Origin of the sequence: Klebsiella sp. AqSCr (assembly GCF_008452795.1) — a bacterium.
GTDB classification, from domain to species: Bacteria; Pseudomonadota; Gammaproteobacteria; order Enterobacterales; family Enterobacteriaceae; genus Klebsiella; species Klebsiella pneumoniae.
Map to the genome: position 1 here is coordinate 46,893 of NZ_MJDM01000003.1, position 22,665 is coordinate 69,557.

24 protein-coding genes and 3 pseudogenes are annotated in these 22,665 nt (G+C 51.3%); 9 read left to right on the forward strand and 18 right to left on the reverse strand.

Going from position 1 to position 22,665, the window contains the following annotated elements; all coding sequences use genetic code 11:
• Nucleotides 1-133 precede the first annotated feature (133 nt).
• Genes lpdA through BHE81_RS02250 form a run of 4 tightly spaced genes read right to left on the reverse strand, consistent with a single transcriptional unit; the run spans nt 134 to nt 5,050 of the window.
• The gene (gene lpdA / locus BHE81_RS02235) at nt 134-1,531 is read right to left on the reverse strand and encodes a dihydrolipoyl dehydrogenase (protein WP_004222818.1); all 1,398 of its coding nucleotides are present in this window, start codon (nt 1,529-1,531) and stop codon (nt 134-136) included.
• Nucleotides 1,521-3,056 (reverse strand): 2-oxo acid dehydrogenase subunit E2, encoded by a 1,536-nt coding sequence (locus BHE81_RS02240; protein ID WP_023279830.1) that lies wholly within the window; start codon nt 3,054-3,056, stop codon nt 1,521-1,523. The genes lpdA and BHE81_RS02240 overlap by 11 nt, the downstream gene beginning before the upstream one ends.
• 3 nt (nt 3,057-3,059) lie before the next feature.
• Complete coding sequence (locus tag BHE81_RS02245; RefSeq protein WP_002889881.1) at nt 3,060-4,079, reverse strand: alpha-ketoacid dehydrogenase subunit beta; 1,020 nt, start codon at nt 4,077-4,079, stop codon at nt 3,060-3,062.
• A gap of 11 nt (nt 4,080-4,090) precedes the next feature.
• The gene (locus BHE81_RS02250) at nt 4,091-5,050 is read right to left on the reverse strand and encodes a thiamine pyrophosphate-dependent dehydrogenase E1 component subunit alpha (RefSeq protein WP_023302280.1); all 960 of its coding nucleotides are present in this window, start codon (nt 5,048-5,050) and stop codon (nt 4,091-4,093) included.
• Nucleotides 5,051-5,303: 253 nt separating this feature from the next.
• Between BHE81_RS02250 and BHE81_RS02255 the strand changes: the two genes are divergently transcribed.
• Nucleotides 5,304-8,069 (forward strand): LuxR C-terminal-related transcriptional regulator, encoded by a 2,766-nt coding sequence (locus BHE81_RS02255; RefSeq protein ID WP_023302279.1) that lies wholly within the window; start codon nt 5,304-5,306, stop codon nt 8,067-8,069.
• A 122-nt stretch (nt 8,070-8,191) separates the two neighbouring features.
• Here BHE81_RS02255 and BHE81_RS02260 read toward each other — a convergent pair whose 3' ends face one another.
• From BHE81_RS02260 to BHE81_RS02325, 14 genes are all read right to left on the reverse strand, one after another.
• Nucleotides 8,192-8,533 carry a hypothetical protein gene (locus BHE81_RS02260; protein ID WP_024622904.1) on the reverse strand — a complete coding sequence of 114 codons (342 nt, stop codon included), beginning with the start codon at nt 8,531-8,533 and terminating at the stop codon, nt 8,192-8,194.
• Entirely contained in the window at nt 8,530-8,898 is a 369-nt protein-coding gene (locus tag BHE81_RS02265) for a TA system toxin CbtA family protein (protein ID WP_024622903.1), read from the reverse strand. Before BHE81_RS02265 ends, BHE81_RS02260 begins: the two co-directional genes overlap by 4 nt.
• Before the next feature lie 20 nt (nt 8,899-8,918).
• The gene (locus BHE81_RS02270; protein WP_023302278.1) at nt 8,919-9,236 is read right to left on the reverse strand and encodes a type IV toxin-antitoxin system YeeU family antitoxin; all 318 of its coding nucleotides are present in this window, start codon (nt 9,234-9,236) and stop codon (nt 8,919-8,921) included.
• Nucleotides 9,237-9,253: 17 nt separating this feature from the next.
• Nucleotides 9,254-9,475 carry a DUF987 domain-containing protein gene (locus BHE81_RS02275; protein WP_023302277.1) on the reverse strand — a complete coding sequence of 74 codons (222 nt, stop codon included), beginning with the start codon at nt 9,473-9,475 and terminating at the stop codon, nt 9,254-9,256.
• Nucleotides 9,476-9,483: 8 nt separating this feature from the next.
• Nucleotides 9,484-9,966, reverse strand: coding sequence for a JAB domain-containing protein (locus tag BHE81_RS02280; RefSeq protein WP_023302276.1), 483 nt, complete (start codon nt 9,964-9,966; stop codon nt 9,484-9,486).
• An 8-nt stretch (nt 9,967-9,974) separates the two neighbouring features.
• Entirely contained in the window at nt 9,975-10,433 is a 459-nt protein-coding gene (locus tag BHE81_RS02285) for an antirestriction protein (RefSeq protein WP_023302275.1), read from the reverse strand.
• Nucleotides 10,434-10,519: 86 nt separating this feature from the next.
• Nucleotides 10,520-10,756, reverse strand: a complete 237-nt coding sequence (locus BHE81_RS02290) for a DUF905 domain-containing protein (RefSeq protein ID WP_032410024.1) — start codon at nt 10,754-10,756, stop codon at nt 10,520-10,522.
• A 77-nt stretch (nt 10,757-10,833) separates the two neighbouring features.
• A complete protein-coding gene (locus tag BHE81_RS02295; protein WP_110246686.1) occupies nt 10,834-11,244 on the reverse strand; it encodes a hypothetical protein in 411 nt (136 codons plus the stop codon).
• A 66-nt stretch (nt 11,245-11,310) separates the two neighbouring features.
• Nucleotides 11,311-11,748, reverse strand: a complete 438-nt coding sequence (locus BHE81_RS02300; protein WP_023301392.1) for a hypothetical protein — start codon at nt 11,746-11,748, stop codon at nt 11,311-11,313.
• Between the two features lie 41 nt (nt 11,749-11,789).
• On the reverse strand, nt 11,790-12,326 hold the full coding sequence (locus BHE81_RS02305) for a DUF4339 domain-containing protein (protein WP_023302273.1): 537 nt from the start codon (nt 12,324-12,326) through the stop codon (nt 11,790-11,792).
• Nucleotides 12,327-12,351: 25 nt separating this feature from the next.
• Complete coding sequence (locus BHE81_RS02310) at nt 12,352-13,062, reverse strand: DeoR family transcriptional regulator (protein WP_023302272.1); 711 nt, start codon at nt 13,060-13,062, stop codon at nt 12,352-12,354.
• A 208-nt stretch (nt 13,063-13,270) separates the two neighbouring features.
• Nucleotides 13,271-14,095: a DUF932 domain-containing protein gene (locus BHE81_RS02315; protein ID WP_023302271.1), complete on the reverse strand. Its 825-nt coding sequence runs from the start codon at nt 14,093-14,095 to the stop codon at nt 13,271-13,273.
• 93 nt (nt 14,096-14,188) lie between these two features.
• On the reverse strand, nt 14,189-15,052 hold the full coding sequence (locus BHE81_RS02320; protein WP_023302270.1) for a GTPase family protein: 864 nt from the start codon (nt 15,050-15,052) through the stop codon (nt 14,189-14,191).
• Between the two features lie 98 nt (nt 15,053-15,150).
• Nucleotides 15,151-16,062 (reverse strand): hypothetical protein, encoded by a 912-nt coding sequence (locus tag BHE81_RS02325; protein ID WP_223363217.1) that lies wholly within the window; start codon nt 16,060-16,062, stop codon nt 15,151-15,153.
• Nucleotides 16,063-16,526: 464 nt separating this feature from the next.
• Between BHE81_RS02325 and BHE81_RS02330 the strand changes: the two genes are divergently transcribed.
• The 8 genes and pseudogenes from BHE81_RS02330 (at nt 16,527) to BHE81_RS02370 (ending at nt 22,663) form a co-directional block, all read left to right on the forward strand.
• On the forward strand, nt 16,527-17,114 hold the full coding sequence (locus BHE81_RS02330; RefSeq protein ID WP_023302268.1) for an inovirus-type Gp2 protein: 588 nt from the start codon (nt 16,527-16,529) through the stop codon (nt 17,112-17,114).
• Between the two features lie 99 nt (nt 17,115-17,213).
• On the forward strand, nt 17,214-17,420 hold the full coding sequence (locus tag BHE81_RS02335; protein ID WP_023302267.1) for a helix-turn-helix transcriptional regulator: 207 nt from the start codon (nt 17,214-17,216) through the stop codon (nt 17,418-17,420).
• A 102-nt stretch (nt 17,421-17,522) separates the two neighbouring features.
• A complete protein-coding gene (locus BHE81_RS02340; RefSeq protein ID WP_023302266.1) occupies nt 17,523-18,098 on the forward strand; it encodes a hypothetical protein in 576 nt (191 codons plus the stop codon).
• 62 nt (nt 18,099-18,160) lie between these two features.
• Nucleotides 18,161-18,374 (forward strand): annotated as a pseudogene (locus tag BHE81_RS02345) (integrase core domain-containing protein); the annotation flags it as partial.
• Between the two features lie 52 nt (nt 18,375-18,426).
• A complete protein-coding gene (locus tag BHE81_RS02350) occupies nt 18,427-18,729 on the forward strand; it encodes a YkvA family protein (RefSeq protein ID WP_023302265.1) in 303 nt (100 codons plus the stop codon).
• A gap of 1,409 nt (nt 18,730-20,138) precedes the next feature.
• Nucleotides 20,139-20,315 (forward strand): annotated as a pseudogene (locus BHE81_RS29090) (integrase core domain-containing protein).
• A 273-nt stretch (nt 20,316-20,588) separates the two neighbouring features.
• Nucleotides 20,589-20,867, forward strand: a pseudogene (locus tag BHE81_RS29000) (type I restriction-modification enzyme R subunit C-terminal domain-containing protein); the annotation flags it as partial.
• 65 nt (nt 20,868-20,932) lie between these two features.
• Entirely contained in the window at nt 20,933-22,663 is a 1,731-nt protein-coding gene (locus tag BHE81_RS02370) for a restriction endonuclease subunit S (protein ID WP_149888781.1), read from the forward strand.
• The last annotated feature ends 2 nt before the right edge of the window (nt 22,664-22,665 follow it).

The window sequence follows — 22,665 nt, forward strand, 5'->3', positions numbered from 1 at the left end:
ATTTACGCATGGCGCTTAGCGTTTCAGATCAATAGATCCTGTCGTAACCGTTGTTGGGGATCTTCTGCCGGGGAGTGCGGGAGGGATAACGGGAACTTACTCCGTATCGCACAGCTATCGCCTCCCTTATTTTTTATTGATGCAACGGTTGGTCGCAGGCCGCGAGGATTGATTCATGCATCGCTTCGGAAAGTGTCGGATGCGCAAAGATCATCGACAGGAGACTTTCGTCTGTGGCCTCCAGGTGACGGGCGATGCCAAAGCCCTGGATCTGTTCCGTGACCTGTGCGCCAACCATATGCGCGCCCAGCAACTCGCCGGTTTCAGCATCGAAAATCGTCTTCACAAAACCCTCTGTCTCGCCGCTGGCCAGCGCCTTACCATTGCTCTGATAAGAGAACTTACCGATCCTGACGGGCCGTCCCCTGGCCAGGGCCGTCGATTCCGTCAGGCCCAGACTGGCAACCTGGGGCCGGGCATAAGTGCAACCAGGCACATAGTCGCGATCGAGAGGGTGGGCGCCTTCGACACCGGCCAGTGTCTCAACGCAGATCACGCCTTCGTGGCTGGCCTTGTGCGCCAGGCACGGCGGGCCGGCTACATCGCCGATGGCATAAAGCCCGAATACGTTAGTGCGACAAGCCGCGTCCGTCTTGATAAAACCGCGGTCTAACTCGACGCCCAGTGCTTCCAGCCCCAGATCTTCAATATTCGGCTGTACGCCAACCGCCAGCAGCACACGTTCGACATCCTGAGAATATTCGCCGCCGGTGTTGTTTAGTGTGCAGCGCACCCCGGTATCGGTGAGCTGTACTTGCGTCACCAGGGTCTGGGTATGGATCTGAATACCGCGTTTTTCGAATGACTTACGCACTGCTGCAGACACCTCGGCATCTTCCACTGGCAAAATCTGCGACGCTAGCTCGACCAGCGTCACTTTACAGCCCAGATCGTTATAAAGGCTGGCGAACTCGACGCCAATCGCCCCTGAACCGATGATTAAGAGCGACTTGGGTAAAAGCTTAGGCCGCAGCGCCTCGAAATAGGTCCAGATATGTTCGCCATCTGGCGCTATGCCTGGCAATGCGCGTGGTCGGGCGCCGGTTGCCAGGATCACGTGATCGGCCCGGTAATCGCGCGCCTCCCCTCGGGCATCCTCGACCGTGATTTGCCCCTTGCCGCGCAGCCGCGCGGTGCCATCAATCACCCTCACGCCATTTTTCTTCAACAGGTACGCAACCCCAGCGGTGAGCTGTTGCGATACGGTACGGCTAAACTGCACCAGTTTCTGCAGATCGACGTTCACCTCGCCCACGCTGATGCCCAGCTGACTGGCATGGGTGATAGTGTGCGCAACCTCAGCGCCATGCAGCAGCGCCTTGGTTGGAATGCATCCCCAGTTCAGGCAGATGCCGCCCAGATGTTGTTTTTCCACTAATACGGTACGAAGCCCTAGCTGGCCGGCACGGATGGCGGCAACGTATCCCCCAGGACCCCCGCCGATGATCAGCACATCGTATTTATCGTGCATAGCTCGTCTCCTGGATAAACATCAAGGTCGGGGTTTCAATCAGTCGCTTGAGTTCCCGGAGAAAAGCCGCACCTGCCGCGCCATCGATGACCCGGTGATCGCAGGATAGCGATACCGTCATTTGCTGGTGCGCGACGATTTGCCCGTCGCGTACTACCGCCCGGACCTCGCCGGCGCCAATGGCGAGGATTGCGCTTTGCGGTGGATTGATGATGGCGTCAAACTGCCGGACGCCGAGCATCCCCAGATTTGACAGGCTAAAGGTCCCGCCCTGGAACTCTTCCGGCTTCAGCGTGCCCGCTTTGGCTCTGGTCACCAGCGAGTGAATTTCGTTCGATATGTCGCTGATCGATTTCCGGTTCGCCGAGCGAACAATAGGGGTAATTAGCCCGGCAGGCAGCGCAACGGCCACCGAAATGTCGGCATCCGTAAAGCGGCGGATACTTTGTGCCGCTTCATCAAACTGGATATTGACGTCAGGCACGGCCACCAGCGCCAGGGCGCAGGCCTTCACCAGCAGGTCATTCACCGAAATCTTGACGCCGGGTACTTCGCGGTTAATGTCCTGACGTAACGCTAACAGTCGCTCCAGATCGAGATCGACGCTCAAACGGAAATGGGGAGACTGTTGCTTGGACGTTTGCAGGCGAGAAGCGATAGCCCGCCGCATACCGGACATCGGGATGCTCTCAAAGGGGGCCGGGGCACTCTCCTGCACAGGACTGGTCTGCGGGTGCTCGTCGAGTAACAACGCCGCGGCCAGCACATCATCGCGACTTACCCGACCGCGTGAACCGCTGCTTCGGCAGTCATGCAAGTTGATACCCAGTTTGCCGGCCAGGCGGCGCGCCAGCGGGGTGGCCGATACCTGGCTGTCATCGGCATGCGAGCGGGGCGCTTTGCTACGACGAACGGGGGGCGTCGGAGAGGCCAGGCGACCGCCGGCGGCAACGATCGCGCTTTCCAGATCAGAAACAGAGATACGATCCCCGCGCCCGCTGCCGCGGACTTTTTTCAGGTCGACACCCCAGCGGGCAGACAGTCGTAACGCATGGGGCGTGGCATTAACCTGAGTCACATCGGTCACACCTTGCAGACTGACGGGGATGACGGTCTGCCCAACAGGGGGCTCGGGGCTGTTGGATGGCGGCGAAACAACGGAAGCTGGCTTAGCGCCTGCCTGTGCCGCTACGTCCGGCGCGGCAGCCTCCGGGCCTGGGGCTGCGGGTTTCGCCGTCGCCAGGCGGGCAACAAATTCGTCCAGTTCAGCATCGCTGACCGACGCGTCAGCCGCCAGGGCCAGCACGGCGCCTACCTGAAGCGTCTCACCCTCGCGGGCGAGCATCCGACGTAACGTACCGGCAAAGGGGGCCTCCAGCACATTGACGATTTTACTGGTTTCAATCTCACAGATTTCCTGCCCTCTGGTGAAATCGTCACCCTCCTGGATTGCCCATCGAGCGAGCAAGCCTTCCTCCATGGAAAGCCCCCACTTTGGCATTTCAAGCGTCTTGATTTCGCTCATAGGTTAATCCTCCAGCACTTGACGGACGGCGGCTTCGATACGTTCAACGCCAGGGATCCAGAGTTTTTCGAGAGCAGGGGAGAACGGGACCGGCGTGTGTGGCGGCGTCACCAGCAGAACGGGCGCTTTGAGGAAATGGAATGCCTGGGACGCAATCAGCGCCGCGACATCATGAGCAAAACCGAAGCGTGCAGCGGATTCGTCGACAATCACGACCCGCCCCGTGGACGCCACCGATTCCAGAATACCTTCCTCATCCAGCGGCGAAATGGTTCGCGGGTCGACCACCTCGACCGAGATCCCCTCTCTGGCCAGTTTGTCCGCCACCTGGTTTGCTTTATGTACCATTGCCGACAACGCAATGATGGTGACGTCCTCCCCTTCGCGAGTGTAGTTGGCTACACCTAGCGGGATGGTATAGATCTCGTCCGGTACCTCGCCCTTGAGGTCGTACAGCATTTTATGCTCGCAGAATACCACCGGGTCGTCGTCGCGAATGGACTGGATTAACAGACCCTTGACGTCATAAGGCGTCGAGGGCACCACCACCTTCAGTCCAGGCGTGGTGGCAAAGATATTATAGGGTGACTGTGAATGCTGGGCTGCGGCAGAAAACCCCGCGCCGATCATCCCTCGCATCACCAGCGGAGCTCTGGCTTTGCCACCAAACATGTAGCGGAACTTAGCCGCCTGGTTGTACAGTGCATCGTGGCTCACGCCAAAAAAATCCATGAACATCAATTCCGCGACCGGCCGCAAACCCGTCGCTGCGGCGCCGGCCGCCATACCGATGATGGCCGACTCGGTAATGGGCGTGTCGATCACCCGATCGGAGCCGAACTGCGTCCACAGCCCTTTAGTGACACCCAGCACACCGCCAAAGGCTTCTATTTTAGCCTCTTCGGGCGCATTTCCGCCATGACCGCCACGCAAGTCTTCACCGATGAGCACCACGCGTTCATCGCGTTCCATTTCCTGAGCCAGGGCTTCCTTGACCGCTTCACGATAGGTTTTTATTGTCATGGTTATCACCCTCAGTATGAGACGTACACGTCTGTCAGCAGGTCTTCCGGAGCCGGGTAGGCAGCGGCGCGGGCCTTCAATACGGCATCGTTGACCAGGCCTTCTACTTCCTCGTCAATCGCCGCCAGTTCTTCCTGGGTGATATGTTGCTTGACCTTAGCGGTGAAAATCTTCAGCGGATCATGTTGTTCACGCAGGCGTTGCACTTCACCTTCCGCACGATATAGCGCGGGATCGCCCTCAAAATGACCATGCCAGCGGAAGGCTTTGGCCTCAATGACGCTTGGGCCACCGCCTTCTCGCGCACGCTTGACCGCCTCTGAGGTTGCCTCATAAACGGCAAAGAAATCGGTGCCATCGACGGTCACTGCCGGCAGGCCGAAGCCAGCGGCGCGCCGGGCGATATCACGCCCACCCACGGCGTAGTCATGGCCGGTCCCTTCGCCGTAACCGTTATTCTCGAAAATAAAGACGGCTGGAAGCTGGAGCACGACGGCCATATTGATGGCTTCAAAGACCAGGCCCTGATTAGAACCACCATCGCCCGTAAAAGAGACACCGACGTTGCCGGTTTTTAGCGTCTTTGCCGTTAGCGCGGCGCCGATGGCCAGGGGAGGGGCTCCCCCAACGATAGCGTTCGCCCCCAGCATTCCTTTCGACAGATCGGCAATGTGCATCGACCCGCCCTTACCGCGACATAACCCGCTGTCCTTACCGAATATTTCGGCCATCATGCCGTGAATGTCGCAACCTTTAGCAATACAGTGGCCATGTCCACGGTGTGTTGAACCAATAAAATCTGCGCTCGTTAAATTTTCGCAGACCCCCACCGCGATGGCCTCCTCACCGGTGTAAAGGTGAATGAAGCCCGGAATATCACCGCTGGTATTTTCCTGATGCAACCGCTCTTCAAATGTTCTGATCTCCCGCATCTTGCGGTAAGCCTGCAATAACGCCTGTTTGCTGAGCATCGTTTAATTCTCCTCAATAAAGGTCACCCAGGCGGGGCCAACAGACAGGGCGGATAACCCTGGCCACACCCATGCAATGAATCTACGAGCGGTTAAAGGGAGTGCGAAGCCACCTTCATGGGGGGGGTAGGTGGGGGTTTTCATGCTTGAGGTCAAACTTTCTAAATTTTGTGTAGCAATAAAGTTTGGCTGCCCCATGTCATCCCGGGGGCTGGCGTACAATTGAAAAAAACAAAGCGAGTAGACACCACGGATGAAGCCATTGGATTTAGAAGGTCGCCAATCACCCTCACTGGTCTCCGGGCCATTGCGGCTGACGCGAGGCTTGCCGCTAATCCTGACCAAATTCGTCCCGCCTCGCTCCTCAATACAATTGCTGGAGCGCCCCCGGCTGCTTCAGCTTCTCAGTCCCGTTCAGCAGTGCCGGCTGGGCGTCGTCTGCGCCGGCGCTGGATTTGGCAAAACCACGCTGTTGGCGCAATGGCATCAGCAGATGGTCGCCCAGGGCGAACGTATCGCCTGGCTGAGCCTCGATGAGGATGATGATGACGTATGGCAGTTTATTCCTTATCTGCTGCAAGCATTGCGTCCACTCTATGCTGACTGGGACGCCGATTTCTGGCGTGACATGGAAGAGCAGAAGCTCTCCAGCTCCGAGCAACTGCTGGCCGGGCTCATTAACCAGCTACACTACTGCCCGCATGACGTGTACCTGATTATCGACGACTTCCACGTGATTAACGATCGTGGGGTCTATGAAGCGCTGGGGTATTTAATCAAGCATGCGCCTGCCGCCTTGCATCTGATCATTGGCAGCCGTTTCCACCCGAATCTTGCGCTGAGCCAGCTGCAGGCCCAGGACCAACTGGTGGAGATCTATGATCGAGACCTGCAATTCACGCTCGAAGAAACAAAACACTATTTTAGCCGCACGGTTGCGCTACCCCTCAGCAACCATCATGCACAGCGGCTACAGTCCGTGACAGAGGGCTGGATCGCGGGCATGAAGATCGCTTCATTGTCGGCAGAATTACAGAATGATCCTGAGCATCTGTTGCGTAATATGCATGGAGGAACACGATCCATTGCCCGCTATCTGAAAGAGGTGGTACTGGATCCGCTGCCGGAAGAGGTTCTCGATTTCCTGGTGAAAACGTCCTTCCTCAGTCGGTTAAATGCCGAACTATGCAATGCAGTGACTGGACGTGATGATAGTAAAGCGATGCTGGCATGGATTGAGCGACACAACCTTTTTTTGTCAGCCCTTGACGAACAAGGCTACTGGTTTCGCTACCATCCTCTGTTGCAGGAAAATCTTAGGACCATGCTGCAGCAGAACAACGATATTGACCGCAAACAGCTGCATGAATTAGCCAGTCATTGGTTCGTCGAACAGAAGCTGTGGTCTGAGGCGGTACGCCATGCGCTCAGCGCAGGCAAGCCGGTGCATAGCCCCGTGCAGGACGGCGCAAGCGCTCAGTCACTGGCGGAAGAAGGGGATATCGATACCCTGATTTCATGGATGCATCATTTACCGCCCAGCACCGATCCTTCGCGCATTGACCTGCAAATTAACCTGGCCTGGGCACTGGCGCATTATTTCCACTTTGATGAGTCGAGGCAGCTGCTTGATAACCTCGATCAGATGGTACTTCATCATCGTGAGGATTTAACCCGCAGCACCTGGTGTAAATTGCGCGTTGTGCGGGCAATTTGCGAAGCCTTTGCTGAAAACATCCCGGAGAGTCTGGCTATTGTTCAGCCGTTGCTGGCCGAAGTGCCCTGCGGCGACACCTGGGTTGATGGTCTGATATGCAATATTCTCAGCTATTGCCATGTTGTTAACCAGCGCTATCACGACGCGCTGGAGGTTCAACAGCATATGCCCTCTCCGGAAAGTCCTTTAGATAATCTGTTTGTCTCGGTTTATCGCGCTTTTATCATTGCTCAGTGCCATCTTTGTCAGGGCGATCTGGGGAAAGCCGGGTGGTACGCAGAGAAAACGTTGCGCCAGGCTGAATGTTATACCGGTACCCAGTCGACCAGTGGCGCGACGCTGGCGCCGCTGCTGGCGGAGATAGCCTATGAATGTCAGAGGGGTGACTCGCCCGAGCATCTGTTAGCCGACCGGCTCGAATTCATCGACCGATTCAGTCCACCCGACGCGCTGAGTCGTTGCTATACCTATCTCGCGCGTCAGGCCTTAGATAACGATATGCCCTATGAGGCCGAGCGATTGCTGGAGCATGCGCAGCGTCTTGCGGTGTCTCGCGGCTGGCAACGGCTCCAGGCCATGTTGTTAGCCGAGCAGGTGAGGGTGCGACTGCAGCGCGGCAATTTCACCGGCGCAGAGCAACTGCAGCGACAGCTTGAACAAATGGCCGCCAGCTTCAGAATGGATGCCGAACATCCCTGCCAACGCGCCATCGTTATGTCTGCATCCCTTAGCCGCAGCCGGCTTCTTCTCGCCAGAGGCCAGGCACCGCAAGCCTGCGTTTTACTGGCTGAGATGGTCTCCGATCAGGAAAGCCGGGGGGACAGGTTAACCGCAGCGCGTCTACGTACGCTCTGGTCATTGGCCTTGTGGAACAGTGGCAAAACTGCCGCTGCGCGCACGACATTTCAGCCAGTCGTGCAGCTGGCTGAACAACAGCATCTCACGGGCCTCTTTCTTGACGCTGGCGATACCTTGCAACCTTTGCTTGCCGGTATGAATGAAACCTCTTCGGCTTGCAAAGAGAAAGGGGGAGTGCATAAACCCTGGGCCGACAAGCGCGCGCCTGCAGACGGAACACCGTTTAATAGTGGAAGCCCCGATATTCCTGGCGAGCTCAGCGAGCGTGAGTTTCAGATATTACAGCTAATTGCTGAAGGTCAGATGAACAAAGAAATCGCTCGCTCCCTCGCTATTTCTGCCGAGACGGTCAAATGGCATATCAAAAACATCTACGCGAAGCTTAAAGTGAATAGTCGCACTCAAGCGATGAGCAGGGCGCTGGAGATGAAATTACTGGATTAACGGTTTGAAGAGGGAGGGCTGGATATAAAATATTATTAAGATGGCATTGCTCATTGCCGCTTACGTTACGGTGCTATGAGCCATGGATAATCGAGATACTTCTGAGCCCGCGGGAGCTTTTATCACTGACCGTGATGGTAGTTTTGATGCCTTGGCTCAGCGATAAGAGCATGGAATTTAAGTGCATCGGTCTCCGGGGAAAGCAACCCTGGTGTAAACCCAGAGAGGCTTTTAAAGAAGCGTTTTCTGTAACGTTTTGATTGAGGTGGTGCGATAATAGGAACATAACAAACTACTAATATCCTTTGATAAATATACATATTTTTTTGTTTCATCTTTATAAATGCCCCCTTTTGTGCCCCCACCTTGTTTTTCATACGACTCGATGAGCCTTTCATCGAGTCGTTAATCTCATCAAATTCTTCACGTATCGTGGAAACCTTCTCAGATCTCCATCCACTCATATCCGTGATCGGCTAAGAACAATATTACTTACCTCCCTGTAAGAATACCGGCTCATCAGCCCGCACGCTTTCCTGGCATGAAGAATGTCTGTCGCAGTCAAATATGGTGCTTGTACCTGTGAGGAAAATCCACAGCGATCGATACGGACTAACTCATACTTCTCCACCAGAAAGTTAACAGCATTAGCCAGAGTGATACCGGCATCAATATGTTCCTGTATAACGGCTTCATCACTAAAAGGTGTGTCGCTTAGCATTAGGCCATAGTGCTGCTCAAGCAGATGAGTAAGTAACATTTGCCAGACTGCAACGGGCGACAGACAGGGCTTCGCCGCCTGCGAAATTGTAGCAGGTAGATTTTTCATGTTTGCTCTCGTGAAATTTGTTAGCGTTGAGTGAGATAAATGGCGATGTATACGTAGCCGCAACTACCAAGGGTATCGGCTTCGCAGGTGAAACCGTTGTGGTACAGGGTGACACAGTGGGCATGGCGGGGATTCATTTCACCAATGGTCAGCATCGATTCCATCTGACTGATAAAATGTGGAAATACGACATCCAACTTCAGGATTTCGGCATCACTAAACTTACCGGTGATACTTGCTCGGTCAACCAGATAGTACAGCCGGTTGCCCTCCTGCACCAGACGTGCTCCTAGGCACGGCGTGATATCCCGCAGCAGGCCCCATGTGGGGTTGCTCATTTATAACCTCTTTATTGTCAGTTCAGGGTGATACTCATCAGACAGGTATAAGGTCCGTTGCGATCCTGACGGCGTTCGGCGTATACCGCCAGCACGCCGGGAATGTCAGGAACGGCCAGACCGGTGTAATGACAGACACTGCCATGCCACTGGTATCTGCCGGTGCAGTATCGAAAAATGCGGGAGGCCGGATGCTGACGGTAAATCGTCATCGCCCGGCGTTTACTGATAATTCTCATGTCATACCTCACAGCAGACCGTGTTCAGCGAACGACAATATCTGCGTACCACCTACAATAAGGTGGTCAGGCACACGGATATCAACAAGCTGAAGCGCCTGCACCAGACGCTGCGTGATGGTCTTATCTGCCTTGCTGGGCGAGGTGTCGCCGGAGGGATGGTTATGCGCCAGTATCACTGCTGCCGCATTGAAGTACAGGGCGCGTTTGACCACCTCACGGGGATGTACCTCGGTACTGCTAATAGAACCGGCAAACAGGGTTTCATGGGCAATCAACTGGTTCTGCTGGTTCAGATACAGCACCATAAACTCTTCGCGCTCCAGTCCCGCCATTTTCAGTTTCAGCCAGTCACGGGCAGCCTGAGTGGAAGTGAATGCCACTCCTGTTTCGCGCAGGTGTCGGTCAAGCAGCGTTAAGGCGCGTTTTACCGTGCGTTGTGCGGTTAGTGGTAGTGCCGGAGTCTGTGGGATAAGTGACTGTTCCATCATAAGTATCCTTAATCAATAATGCGCAGAATGGTGCTGGATTCAGGGTGCTGCAGGGCGTAATCCCGCAGGCGGTAATAGTGCTCAGTCATGGCATCGCATTCGGTACGACAGGCGTGATGGCTGTATTCAATCAGGCAGACCGCGATACCTGCGGCTTCCACGCTCATTTCCACACCATTACCGTTCATCCTGTTGAACAGATGCCATTTATCACCACCGTCAGCATCAGGGGCCATAAACGCGCCGCCATTACTGAGCGTGTAAAAGGACCAGATACCACCGCTGTACTCATTACAGAAGCGCTCCATCCAGGCGAAAATACGGGGTTCCAGCGATATCCACTGCGGGATATCGCCAAAGTACAGCTGCCAGAAATCGAGACGCTGCTCGTCAGGTATTGGTGTTGCAGTAAGGTCAAATTGAGGTTCATTAGCAGACATCAATTCGCATTGCGTTTGTGTCGTCATGGATATTCTCCGTCAATAAAAACGCCAGCAACGATGTCTGGCGTATGGGGAAATAAAGGACATACAGGGATGATGAATGGGTGTGGTCAGGAGGAGGATGCTCTGAGGATGCCTGACTTGCGGATATAACGGTTAAGCCCTTCACCGCCATCCGGTTCAAAGCACCACGCCCGCCAGATCATTCGACCTTCAGAGTCGCGAACTACCAGGCGGAAGTGACTGCGCTGGTCATCTTCAATAGCGATGTTTTGATACCGGCGGGTAACCGCTTCGGCCTGCTGTCGGGTAAAAGGTCTCGGTGGCAGCATGTGAGATTCAGGCATTCGGTGCACCTTAAAAGCAAAAGCCCCTGACGCAGACGCGTCAGGGGCTATGGGAGTATTCAGGTATGGGGTGATTATCAGTAACCGGTTTGTACTTTATACAACCGCAGGGTTTTACTGCCCCGGACAATTTTCACATACAGGGCATTATCTTTCGTGCCTCGCACAAAACCGGCCTGCACATCACCCTTACAGTCACCACCGTCGTAAGGAATGTTGACGCCGGTCTGACGCACCAGATCAATAACCCCGAAGCTTAAGTCTTCACAGGCCGGGCCCGGCAGGTCCTGAATCAGGGCAAATTTATGGTCGTCGCTGACACTGGTTAGTGAGCACATGGAGGTGTTGATGTCGTTTCCCTGGCACCAGTACTCTTGGCCGGGATTGTCTTTATCCATCAGGCTTGCCGGAAGCTGAGCGGCACCGTCACTGAAGGCGGCAAGTGACAGAATGAGGGCGGGTACAGCAGAGGTCAGTATTTTCAGCATGGTTTTCTTCCTGAATTAATCCAGCCCGCTGTCGGGCAAAATGAGGGAGGTTGGTATCGAGTGTTATCAGAAGCGCCGGTAGCGAAACAGCTCTTTGCCCTGGTAAAGTGCCACCAGGTCGTCATATTCCGGCTTCTTCTGGTTGGGCTTAAAGGTCACTACCGTGCCCGGACGGCACAGATCTTTTACGGTGAGCCCGAATTTCTTATCCGGAGTAATGGTGAATCCCTTCGACACATCGTTGCGCATGATAGTTATCCAGCCCCACAGGCCGCCTTCGCAGTCTTTAAAAGGTGCTGAACGCACCGTGACCATCCCGCCCTGACGGTCAACAGACATGGCTTCGCATTTTCCGGTAACCTGACGATGCGCATCACACCAGAAAATATTCCCGTTGTTGTCATTGACGACTGCAGGTAGCGTCCGGTTATAGGGCTGGGCCTGAGCCCCTGCACAAAGCAGAAGGCTGCCGGTAATGCCCAGTATTTTAATCAGTGTTTTCATTACGTTGGTCCTTAACAGAGAAAGTATCAGGTAGCGGTGATTCAGGCCCAGACGGTCAGGGCCAGCATCACAAGCCATACCCAGAAGTAAGCCGGTTTCTGACCGAGGTTTTTCGCCCGCCGCCACAGATAGAACGGCACCAGCCAGGCCAGTTTGCCGAACGTGGTGGTGTCCACTCCGGCCTTACGCAGGCGTCGTTCATCGAGATACCCCAGAGCAATATTGAGTAGCAGCGTGATAAACCAGTACTGCCCACCCGAGACGGCATCATATGCCTCGTCAAATGACATCCCGCTCAATCCTGCAGTCCACAACTCCAGCGCGTAGCCAATGAAGGGAGCAAATGCCAGCGTCCACAGAACGCCACCCGGAATGCGGTTCCCCGGCAGCGCTGGCGGTGTGGTGCTCCGGAGCAGCGCCGAAGCCAGCAGGGTAGCGGAGACCGGTTGCCACTCCGTCATGCCCTGTCGCCATACCAGAGTGGATGCAGTCAGTTCACCGCGCATAATCAGGCCGGTGATGTCGTCTTCAGTCACATTGTCGTGACGTATGCCATTTTTCTCGTAATGCCAGGTCATTGTTTTTCCTTCTTAACAGAGGTAATTAAATCAGTGTGTTGCCCCGCTCCTCCTCAGAGGGCCCAGGAGACAGGATTTCGCGAATACAGCTGAAGTGCGGTAGAGCCCGGATAAAGCCCGCCTGTGTGGTTAACTGGCTGAGACGTTTTCGCGGGGTAAAAGTGGTGTTCAGAACTGTCACCGCATGGATGGTCGCCAGAGGGTGCACGGTGATATGCCCGTTAAGTTCACCGGTGAGGTACCAGCAGCCGTCGAGTGATATCAGGCGGTACGGAGCCAGCCCGTCACAGCGCTCTCCCTCGGCCAGCAGCAGTACCCGCTGGCAGGCGGTAATGGCACTGACGAGACGGTAGAACACCAGTGAGATGGCCGGTGACACAGACTGTGGCGGCTGCCATACCAGACACGGCATCCCTCCCGCAGTGAGCAGCATGCCCGCCAGACGCCGATCCAGTCCCGGAAAGATATCGGCCAGTCCGGCCCGGTGCGCGAAGGTCAGCGCATCCAGCTCCCCCTGTACGCCCCCACCGGTGCTGCGCAGGCGGCATTGCCCCCGTCGATACTCAAGGTCGAGGTACATCAGCCGTTCGCGAAAATCCCGTCGCAGGGTACGGACTGACACACCAAACTCTGCAGCCAGCCGCGCCATGTTCAGCGTTTCACCTGCAACCAGGCGGCTGATTATCAGTGACAGCCTGACAGCCAGCCGATCATGACGGCGCTCTGTCTGTGCCATCTTAAATCTCCGTAATAGTTAACTGACTGAATATGAAATGATTCTAAAGAGGGGGGCGGACAGGGTATGGACATGGAATGAACTATTTTTTATCTGCCTCCGGAAGCAGGCCCGACGCGGTACACCGTGAAATGCGGTGATAAAACACTCAATCCAATGGAGGTAAAACGGACAGGGAGTGTCCCTTCCCAACATGTTGATAACAAGCTCAGGACTGAAACCCACTCAGCATCGCTTCCGCCATCACCCAGAGAGCCCGGTTGAGCTTCACATCACCGTCAATACCGCGCACCGCACGGGTATGCGTTCGTCTGCCTTTCGCACTGCGTCCACTGAGCCCGCCCTTAATCAGGTTCTCCTGAATACGCTGGTATGTGGTCCACAGATCATTGCTCTCATTCTGCCAGCGGCGTGGGGAGAGTATCTGAGGTGCTGTCACCGGCTGGTGATCCTCACCGAAACGGTACGTCTGTGCAGCCTGTGCCAGAGCCTGTTGTGCAGGTGGCGGCAGCACCAGCGACTGCATGGCATCCCGCTTCTCTTCCACACGGTCAAAAATACCCAGCACTTCATACGCCCCCTCAATCACCTGACTCACGACATCTCCTTTGTGCGGCACCCGCACCTCGCCAAACGACTCACCGCAGACGAGTCCGTTCTGGCACACCGCACGGAATAATCCCGGCAGCATCTGATACGAGCTGGTGCCGTCATGAGAGTTGAGCAGAATGATTTCGGGGACTTGCTTGCCGGTAATTTGCCCCTCCCGACGCAAGCGCAGCATGTGCTTTGTGTGCTCGCGGCGACCTGGATCACGCACTCTGGTCTGACAGGCAAAGAAGGGCTGAAAGCCTTCGCGCTGCAGACTGTCCAGCAGGGATATGGTGGGTATATACGTGTACCGCTCACTGCGGGATGCGTGTTTGTCCTCGCTGAATACGCTGGGTACCACAAGAAATAGTTCTTCGCGGGTTAACGGACGGTCACTACGGATAAGATTTACTGCGCCAAAGCGCGAAGCCAGACGGGTCATAAGCAGACTCCTCATGATGGAAAATAAATACAAAAAGCCCTGCCGCAAAGTCGCGGCAGGGCTCAGGAAACTACGGGTTAGAAGGGTTAATTTTCAGAAGAAGAAGTTCCAGACTGCACGAGCGACTGATACCACGATGTCGCGTACAGCCTGGATGACTGTCCGAACCGGGGCCGGTATCAGGGGCATGGAACTTATGGTATCCAGTACCGAGCCGACCGTTTCACCAAAATCGTCACGGGCTTTTTTATTAACGGCATCGGTACGAAGTGGAGCACTAAGCTGTACCGCCACCGGACTACTGGCCTCCCGTGGCAGGCAACGAATCATCCGTTCAGCCATCACCCGCAGCCCCCACTGCAAACGTACCGACACCGCACAGACAGGGTTTACAGGTTGGAACAGCTCATGCAGCAGACAGATTTTTCGGCTGATATTTTGTTTCTGCTCTGTAGACAACTTTTCACCACCGCAGGTGGGTTCAACCTTGTCGGACTGACTGATAACAAACAACACCTTATGCCGGTATGCCTCACCAATCACCTCCCGGTAAAAATGTTCATCCACCGCCAGCGCTCGATCATCGGCCTTGATCAACCACAGCACCAGGTCGAGCCGGGGAAGTTGTTCACGGTAGAGAGCGGCATATTCAGCATCCCGTAGTTCGGACTCTCCAACACCGGGTAGGTCCATAATTGTCATAAAGCGTTTGCCGACCTGCAGGCGAAACTGCAGTGGTTTTCGGGTACATGCCGCCACATCACTGACCGGTGATATATCCCCAGCAAACAGGGTATTGCACAGGCTGCTCTTTCCTGTCCCGGTTTTACCCATAATGCCTACCACCGGCTCATAGTGAGTAAGCTGATTTATCTGCTGCAGAATGCGTTCAGAGACCCACTGGGGCAGGCCGGAAAGCGGTTGCTGCAGTGAGTGCAGACCGTCAAATTGTTTCATTACTGCTCCTCTGAAAAAGAATACAAAAACGGCAGAACCACGAGGTTCTGCCGTTAATGGGGTGTGTTCAGAGTGATGATATATATCTGTAATCTTTTTTAATTTTCCCAACTTTTTAGTTTGGCTTTTGTATATGCATCATTGATCAGCATCTCAATCAATTCATTGATTTTCATTTCATTTTGACTGACCAAATAATCAAGTTGTCTCTTACTGCCTTTGCTAATATAGGTATTGAGAACCTTTTTGTTTGCAACACTATCTCTGAATTTTTTCTGACCCCATGCCTTTTTTATTCTTATAATAAACAATTCACCTTCAGCATCGGATTTATTCTCAACCCATTGATCAAAGATTGAATGAATTTTCAGGTTCATATTTTTTTCAAACCAAAAATCCACATTACCATTAATCATTTTGTTCTTGTCGAAGTAGGACATCACCCACTGATAATCTGTCAAGTATTTAGCATCATATCTGGTGGATGAGAACCAGAACGGATTGCCAAATTTTTTCTGGATACGGAGCCAAGAATTTCTCAAACGTTCTAAGTTTGAGCGAATATGGTTAAAGCTTGATACACGACATTGGTAGTCGATCATAAGAATTAACCCGTCATAATTTACGCCACCCTGATTAGTGTCAAGGCTCCATTCAGGTAAAGTAACATCAAGAAGAGAGGGGGTGTTATTATTTGCATATAGCTTATATTCGGCATGAATATAATTAGCAACAAATGACAACGAACGCTCACAATCAATCCATTCAAGTTCACTAAAAGGTATTAATTGACCCTCAACCTCTCGCTTACTCTTTTCAAAGAAATCCTCCGCACTCCAATATTTAACCATTTCTTTTTTGTTCATATAGTTAATGCAAGACTCTTTGAAAAGAGTGGCATCGTCTATTCTTTCCACTAATTCACGAGACTCATCAACATGCATTAATTCTGAGCGAAAGATATCCCAGTAAAGCCATAAGTTTACTCTTTTTGTCCAGAGACTGGTCACTCGCTTTCCTGCACTCATCATAACCTCAAACGTAATAACAATCTTAGAAAAAATCGTAGCACTCTACGTAGTAGAATGCGTTATTTTTTTGTTATCACAAGCCTTCCCTAGTGCACTCAAGGACTAGATTTTAATGATACCTGAGAAATCTTGACCTACATCATGTAGAACGTTTACTTGGAACACTAAAAATTGGCTATGTGACACCCACGACGACTGTTACGAATAGCAGATAATATAAATGTAAAAGAAATAGGGAAACTGTGGAGTGCTATCAGGTTAAAAAATAATTAAGGTTAATTGGTATTATAGATAGTAGTTCTCCATTTATAGTCATCTAACATCCCCACCACGGGATGATATATATCTATCAAAAGTGATTGGACCCTGCTTTACAAGCATCCTTTAAGAGACAAAAAAACAGATATGCCAATTCCTTTGAACTCATCCAAAGGAACAGAGCAATGCAAAAATATTACCCACATCTAAAGAAAATCACCCCGAATGACTTCCTGCTAAATATGATTAACCACCATCTTAATCAGATCCTGGCATGTCACTCCAAAATACTGGCGTTTCGAATGGATTTTGATTACCAGCGAGGCACTAAAAGATTTATTCGTAATTCCTCATTTGAGATACAGGATGATCTCAGAGACCTCACTCAGGCGATGACTAACATTCCTGGTGTCACTGGTATTTTCTGGGTACTGGAATGGACATCAGAAGGAGTAGTTCATGCCCATGCGATTTTCTATCTTAATGCTCAAGAACATCAGAAGTCATTCCCATTCATTTTACAGGCGGAGCAAATGTGGCTAGAGATTACCCATGGTGAAGGCAAGTCTCAGCGATGCAAGCCAAATGAATATCATCGGGACAACATTAACAACGTTGTTGAATATCACAATAATGAAGCCTTAAACAGCTTAAGACGTATAGCCAGTTATCTGACAAAAGAAGACCAGAAATATGATTACCCAGTCTGGGGATGTAATGAGGTTCCACCACCTGCACGACAGGGTAGACCCAGAAAATATATACCAGGCTAATACTATTTTTTACGGCACCACCGGTACCTATGCCGGAGCGGGATAGTAACAATAATAAGACCTTCTCCGGTTTCCATTCAGATACCGGAGAATAAAATCATGACTATTCAAATTTCCCTGCTCGAAGACCAGTTCATCGATATGGCATTCATTACGCAACTCACCCAGTTGACCGATAAATGGTTTTACAAGCTTATTAAAGACGGTAAGTTTCCAAAACCAACCAAATTTGGTCGCAGCTCCCGCTGGCGGAAAAGTGAAGTGGAAGCCTGGCTACAGGCGAGAATCGAAGAATCACGCAGCTAGATACCTCTCCTTACATATCACTTTCCTGACAGGCAGTCTCTTTATCCGCTCATTGCGGAGGTTTGCGGCTGCCTGTCATTCAGTATTCAGGGATAATTCACCATGAAAGAGACAAAGACGCGATATGACAGTTTGCTGGATAGCTATCAACGTTGGCTAAACGGGTTTACAAAACTGGCCATCATAAATGGCATGTGTCACCCCAATATCCAGGCCAGCCACCATCTGATGGTGGGCAGTCTGTACTTTCCCGGCGCGGGACAGATGACTGCAGTGGTACCACAATGCCTTTACCGACTGATTTACGGAAGTCAGCATACAGAACCTGTGTCGGTAGTGACTGATATGCAAATCAGTCTTGAGACAAACCAAAAAACTTTACTGCACCACCCAATGCTGGAAGGGATATTGCTGAGTGAATGTATCCGCCTGAAACAACGCCCACTGGCAAATAGGCTGATTAGCCTGTTACAACAATTCAGCTCACCGGAGCATCGCCACAAACTGGTCTGGCTATGTTGGTACGATTTGATGATAGGTGCAACGCTGGAAGACTGGCTGGATAACCTGAAACGTAAGGCACCTGAAGATCTAGGCTTGTGGCTGATTGGACGGCAGGAGGAAAACATATCCCTCATGCAAATAATGGATGAATATCTGCTATTTACCGGCCACTGATATCAGTTCCGAACTGTGCTGAACCGCTTTACTCCTAGGAAAAAAGCAGAGCTCCTCCACCTAACAGTCCAATGGAACGCTTCTTCAAGAGTCTGAAGAACGAATGGGTACCGGTGACGGGTGACACAAGCTTCAGCAATGCAGCCTAGGCAATAACGGACTATATCGTCAGGTATTACAGCGCTCTCAGGCCGCATGAATATAACCGTGGATTACCCCCAAATGAATCGGAAAACCGATATTCGAAAAACTCTAGCGGTGGCCAGTTTTAGTTGACCACTTCACCATTCAGATACAGCGCGGATTCCCACCTTGGAGGCGATGCACCATGAGTAATCCCAGTCATAGCGACATCATGCGCAAGTTAAAAGAGATCAAGGGGATTAAGGAGCTGCTGGAGAAGGCCGTGCTCTTGTATGTCCTGCTCACGGATGGCGATCTGCTGGTCTGGTGCTATGCGCTCATCATCGGTGCGCTGGCTTATCTGGTAAGCCCGTTCGACGTGGTACCCGATCCCATTTCATTTGCCGGTTATCTGGATGATTTATCGATCATCACCTCGGCATTAGCCGCACTGCCGGTTAAGTCACACCACCGCCAATCCGCGAAAGACCGAATGAGATCACCGTGACAGTGATTGAGTCGGTCCTGTCACCCAATCGGGTTTTCTATGACCCTTTATCTATGACCCATCTACCGATGATTTGGAGATCGCAATTTCCGGTTAGTCCATCCCTCGTCTGTTCCAGGTGTCCCTCTCTCCCCCCAAAAAAAACAAGTATCCCCCAGCCTGTGGCTGGGAGGCTTGTTTTTTTATCCTCGGCGAGGAGGGAGAAACACAGGTATGTGTGTATCCCCATGGACGTATTACACCCCACCTGAATTAAGTGAAATATCAGTATGTTATACTCAAAGAGTCTGGCACAACGAGTGCGTTTTGTGCAAAGCAAATCAAGTTTCGTCGAGTAATCGCTCATTCTGTGATGATTGAAAATGTTAAATGTCGCAATATGCTGGTATGGTAAGGTTTTTATGCATAATCAAGCGACTAACCACTAGCATCCTGTTTAAGCAATCTGGTAGCGACAGCCAGGGGCGGTAGCATTTCTGTTTCGAGTAGAGCTCTGTGCTGGATAGGGTGGAAAGAACTGTGTTCGCCCGATTGAAGTCTGGTGTTGCTAGTTTTATCGACGACACAACAAAAGTTTAAACACTGGTCTGGCTATACGCAGCCGCTCTTTATTCAACACCGATTGCAACCAGCCGGTTAAACAGACTTGGATATCCGCGAACAGTACGAAAAACAGCTCAAAGAGCTCCAGAAGGCCTATGACGAAGCCATGCTGGAGCTCCGTGCCAGAAAAAAGTTGGCTTCTCTGCCGGGCGAGGGCGACAGATAGTCGCCGATGTTCAGCAGGGATTGCGCGCTGGCCGAGGGTACCGAGGTCTCCGTCAGTAAAATATGCCGTTGGTTTGCCTCGGCGCACTTGGTATTACCGCAGCGTCAAGGCAGTTCCCAAGGTTCAGCAGCATCTGGTCTCGTCGATCAAGGTCATGATCGACGAGAATCCATCGTTAAGCTATCGAACCGTGGCGGCACTGCTGGGTTTTAACAAGAACACGGTCCAGCGCATCTTCCAGCTCAAGGGGTGGCAAGTGCGTAAACGTCCGGTTGGGTTTCGCCCGAGACTCCGGGCCTTGTCCTCGGTGGCATCGGCCCCTAACCAGCGTTGGGCGACCGACCTATGTCGGATCTGGGCTGGACAGAATGGCTGGTATTCGTTGGCCTTGGTGATTGATTGCCATACCCGAGAGTTGCTGGGGGGCATCTATCGCGCAGTGGTAAATCAAAGACGGCTGAGGCGGCGCAGGAGCAAGCGCTGATAACCCGGTTCGGATGCGTGGGACGGGTAACCACGCCGTCCTTGTTACGTAGCGACAATGGCTTGGTGTTTACCAGACGCAACTACAACCGCGCGGGTCAAAAGCTATGGGTTACAACAGGAGTTCATCACACCGTATACGCCAAAGCAAAACGGCATGGTTGAGCGAGTGATCCGAACCCTGAAAGAGCAATGCGTACACCGGTAGCGGTTCGAGACGTTACAACATGCCAGCCGAGTGATTGGCGACTGGCTCCAGTTTTACAACCAGAAGCACCCGCATCAGGCGCTAAAGATGAAAACCCCGGCGCAGGCCTATGCTCAAGCCGCTTAGTTGTGCAGGAACAGCTGGGTCATAACAAGTACCGATGAGTGGCTTGATGCTGGATTTGATGCTGAAAAAGCGAACCACATCATCAAGAGCTTCAGACAATTTATGGAAGAAAACAAAGATGAGCCCACAGCTATCGAACTCATTTACAGAAAACAGTATCATCAACGCCATCTAAGTTATGAGCAAATCGAGGAATTTGCTGAAAGCATCAAAGCGCCGCCGTATAATCCCGCCCCTATACAAGTATGGTAAGCCTATGAGCAGCTTGTAGCCGCAAAGGTAAAAGGTGTTCCACCCGCTGCTTTACTGACAAATATCGTTAGTTTGGTGAGCTACGCAACAGGGATAAAGGATATACTTGACCTTTTCCCTAAAGTCGTTGAGCTGCGTTTCAGTGCTTGGTTAGTTCAGCAACGACAAGCGGGTGTTGAGTTTGATGAAAGTCAGCTTGAGTGGCTGAAAATGATTAAAAAGCAAATTGCTGAAAATGCAGAAATGATGATTGAAGTCTTTGAATATGCGCCTTTTAATCAGCAAGGTGGTGTTTTTTGAGCCAAGCAATTATTTGGTGATAGGCTAGATAATGTTGTAAATGAATTGAATGGCTACCTAATCGCATGACAAGTAAAAATGGTAAAAAAGAAGGCTGGATTGAAGTTCTTTTGGAAGACTGTGTCGCAATTTTGGACTCCAAGAGAATACCTGTTAATGCAGGAGAGAGAGCTAAAAGAATTAAAGGTAAAAGTAGAAGCGAGCTCTATCCTTATTATGGAGCAACTGGAGAAGTAGGGCTTATTGATGACTTCATTTTTGAAGGTGAACACCTTTTAATTGGAGAGGATGGAGCCCCATTTTTTGATAAAACTAAAAATGTGGCATTTGTTGTTAAAGAAAAATTTTGGATTAATAATCATGCCCATATTTTAAAGGCATTTGATTCTGTTACATCCAATAGATATTTAAGTCATTACTTGAATCAATTTGATTATAAAGGGTTTGTTGGTGGGTCTACTCGCTTGAAGCTTAATCAAGCGAGTATGAAGAAAATCCCTGTATCTTTACCGTCGTTAAGCACTCAGCACGCAATAGTCGATAAAATAGAAGAACTTTATTCCCATATTGATGCTGGTGTTGAAGGGTTAAAGCAAGCAAAGGCTAAGCTTCAACAATATCGTCAGTCAGTACTTAAAGATGCCGTCACCGGTAAGCTAACAGAGCAATGGCGTGAGCAAAATGTAGACAAGTTAGAGCCAGCGAGTTCGTTGCTAAATCGTATTCTCGATGAGCGCCGAGCTAACTGGGAAGCTGAGCAGCTAAAGTCCTTTGAAGAGAAAGGGATTACGCCGAAGAACGATAGGTGGAAGGAGAATTATAAAGAGCCCCCTCAGGCTGATGTGTCTTCCTTACCTGAAATACCCGATAGTTGGACTTGGGCTACTATAACTCAGCTTGGTGAGTTAAATAGAGGAAAATCAAAGCATAGACCACGTAATGACCCGAGTTTATATGGTGGAGATTATCCGTTTGTTCAAACTGGTGACGTACGAGCAGCTGATGGCCTTTTAACAAATTATAAGCAGACATATTCAAAAAAAGGGCTTGCTCAAAGTCGTTTATGGCCAAAAGGTACATTGTGTATCACTATTGCCGCAAATATTGCTGAAACAGCAATACTTGGTATTGATGCATGTTTCCCTGACAGTGTAGTAGGCTTTATCCCTCAAAATGAAAATATTTCAGTTGAATATATAGAGTTCTTCTTTAGGACAGTCAGAGAAGACCTTGATCGCTATGCTCCAGCCACAGCCCAAAAAAATATCAACTTAGCAATATTAGAAACAGTTTCTGTTCCATTAATGTCAGTTGAAGAACAACGAGAGTTAGTGCTACAAGTGACCGAAAAGTTGGCAAGCGCAAGTAGAGCAGAAACCACTATAGATGGAAAGATAAAACATTCAGTTTCCCTAAAGTCTTCAATATTAGCGAAAGCATTTTCTGGTGAGTTGGTACAACATAACAGCAAAGAAAATACCAAAGATCTTCTAGATCAAATTAAGACAGAAAAAGAAGCTTTAGCAGAAACAAAGCCAAAACGTTCAATTAAGAGGGGGAAAAAAGTGACTTCAGGGCGTAAACCATTACTGACAGTGTTGAACGAACAAAGCGAACCTATAAAACCTGATGAGCTTATGCAGTTAGCTGGTTTTTCATCTAATGAAGTTGAAGAATTTTATATTGAGTTGGCCGAAATCTCAGAGAAAGTAGCACAGCTCTCACCTGACGAAAAACTGATTAAAAACTGGCCTTATGAAAAAGAGTCAGAGATTAAATTGAAGCTAAAGGATTAGTT

Coding starts and splice junctions, on each gene's coding strand:
- lpdA (WP_004222818.1), bottom strand. CDS start 1,531: ATGCACGATAAATACGATGTGCTGATCATCGGCGGGGGTCCTGGGGGA.
- BHE81_RS02240 (WP_023279830.1), bottom strand. CDS start 3,056: ATGAGCGAAATCAAGACGCTTGAAATGCCAAAGTGGGGGCTTTCCATG.
- BHE81_RS02245 (WP_002889881.1), bottom strand. CDS start 4,079: ATGACAATAAAAACCTATCGTGAAGCGGTCAAGGAAGCCCTGGCTCAG.
- BHE81_RS02250 (WP_023302280.1), bottom strand. CDS start 5,050: ATGCTCAGCAAACAGGCGTTATTGCAGGCTTACCGCAAGATGCGGGAG.
- BHE81_RS02255 (WP_023302279.1), top strand. CDS start 5,304: ATGAAGCCATTGGATTTAGAAGGTCGCCAATCACCCTCACTGGTCTCC.
- BHE81_RS02260 (WP_024622904.1), bottom strand. CDS start 8,533: ATGAGTGGATGGAGATCTGAGAAGGTTTCCACGATACGTGAAGAATTT.
- BHE81_RS02265 (WP_024622903.1), bottom strand. CDS start 8,898: ATGAAAAATCTACCTGCTACAATTTCGCAGGCGGCGAAGCCCTGTCTG.
- BHE81_RS02270 (WP_023302278.1), bottom strand. CDS start 9,236: ATGAGCAACCCCACATGGGGCCTGCTGCGGGATATCACGCCGTGCCTA.
- BHE81_RS02275 (WP_023302277.1), bottom strand. CDS start 9,475: ATGAGAATTATCAGTAAACGCCGGGCGATGACGATTTACCGTCAGCAT.
- BHE81_RS02280 (WP_023302276.1), bottom strand. CDS start 9,966: ATGATGGAACAGTCACTTATCCCACAGACTCCGGCACTACCACTAACC.
- BHE81_RS02285 (WP_023302275.1), bottom strand. CDS start 10,433: ATGACGACACAAACGCAATGCGAATTGATGTCTGCTAATGAACCTCAA.
- BHE81_RS02290 (WP_032410024.1), bottom strand. CDS start 10,756: ATGCCTGAATCTCACATGCTGCCACCGAGACCTTTTACCCGACAGCAG.
- BHE81_RS02295 (WP_110246686.1), bottom strand. CDS start 11,244: ATGCTGAAAATACTGACCTCTGCTGTACCCGCCCTCATTCTGTCACTT.
- BHE81_RS02300 (WP_023301392.1), bottom strand. CDS start 11,748: ATGAAAACACTGATTAAAATACTGGGCATTACCGGCAGCCTTCTGCTT.
- BHE81_RS02305 (WP_023302273.1), bottom strand. CDS start 12,326: ATGACCTGGCATTACGAGAAAAATGGCATACGTCACGACAATGTGACT.
- BHE81_RS02310 (WP_023302272.1), bottom strand. CDS start 13,062: ATGGCACAGACAGAGCGCCGTCATGATCGGCTGGCTGTCAGGCTGTCA.
- BHE81_RS02315 (WP_023302271.1), bottom strand. CDS start 14,095: ATGACCCGTCTGGCTTCGCGCTTTGGCGCAGTAAATCTTATCCGTAGT.
- BHE81_RS02320 (WP_023302270.1), bottom strand. CDS start 15,052: ATGAAACAATTTGACGGTCTGCACTCACTGCAGCAACCGCTTTCCGGC.
- BHE81_RS02330 (WP_023302268.1), top strand. CDS start 16,527: ATGCAAAAATATTACCCACATCTAAAGAAAATCACCCCGAATGACTTC.
- BHE81_RS02335 (WP_023302267.1), top strand. CDS start 17,214: ATGACTATTCAAATTTCCCTGCTCGAAGACCAGTTCATCGATATGGCA.
- BHE81_RS02340 (WP_023302266.1), top strand. CDS start 17,523: ATGAAAGAGACAAAGACGCGATATGACAGTTTGCTGGATAGCTATCAA.
- BHE81_RS02350 (WP_023302265.1), top strand. CDS start 18,427: ATGAGTAATCCCAGTCATAGCGACATCATGCGCAAGTTAAAAGAGATC.
- BHE81_RS02370 (WP_149888781.1), top strand. CDS start 20,933: ATGACAAGTAAAAATGGTAAAAAAGAAGGCTGGATTGAAGTTCTTTTG.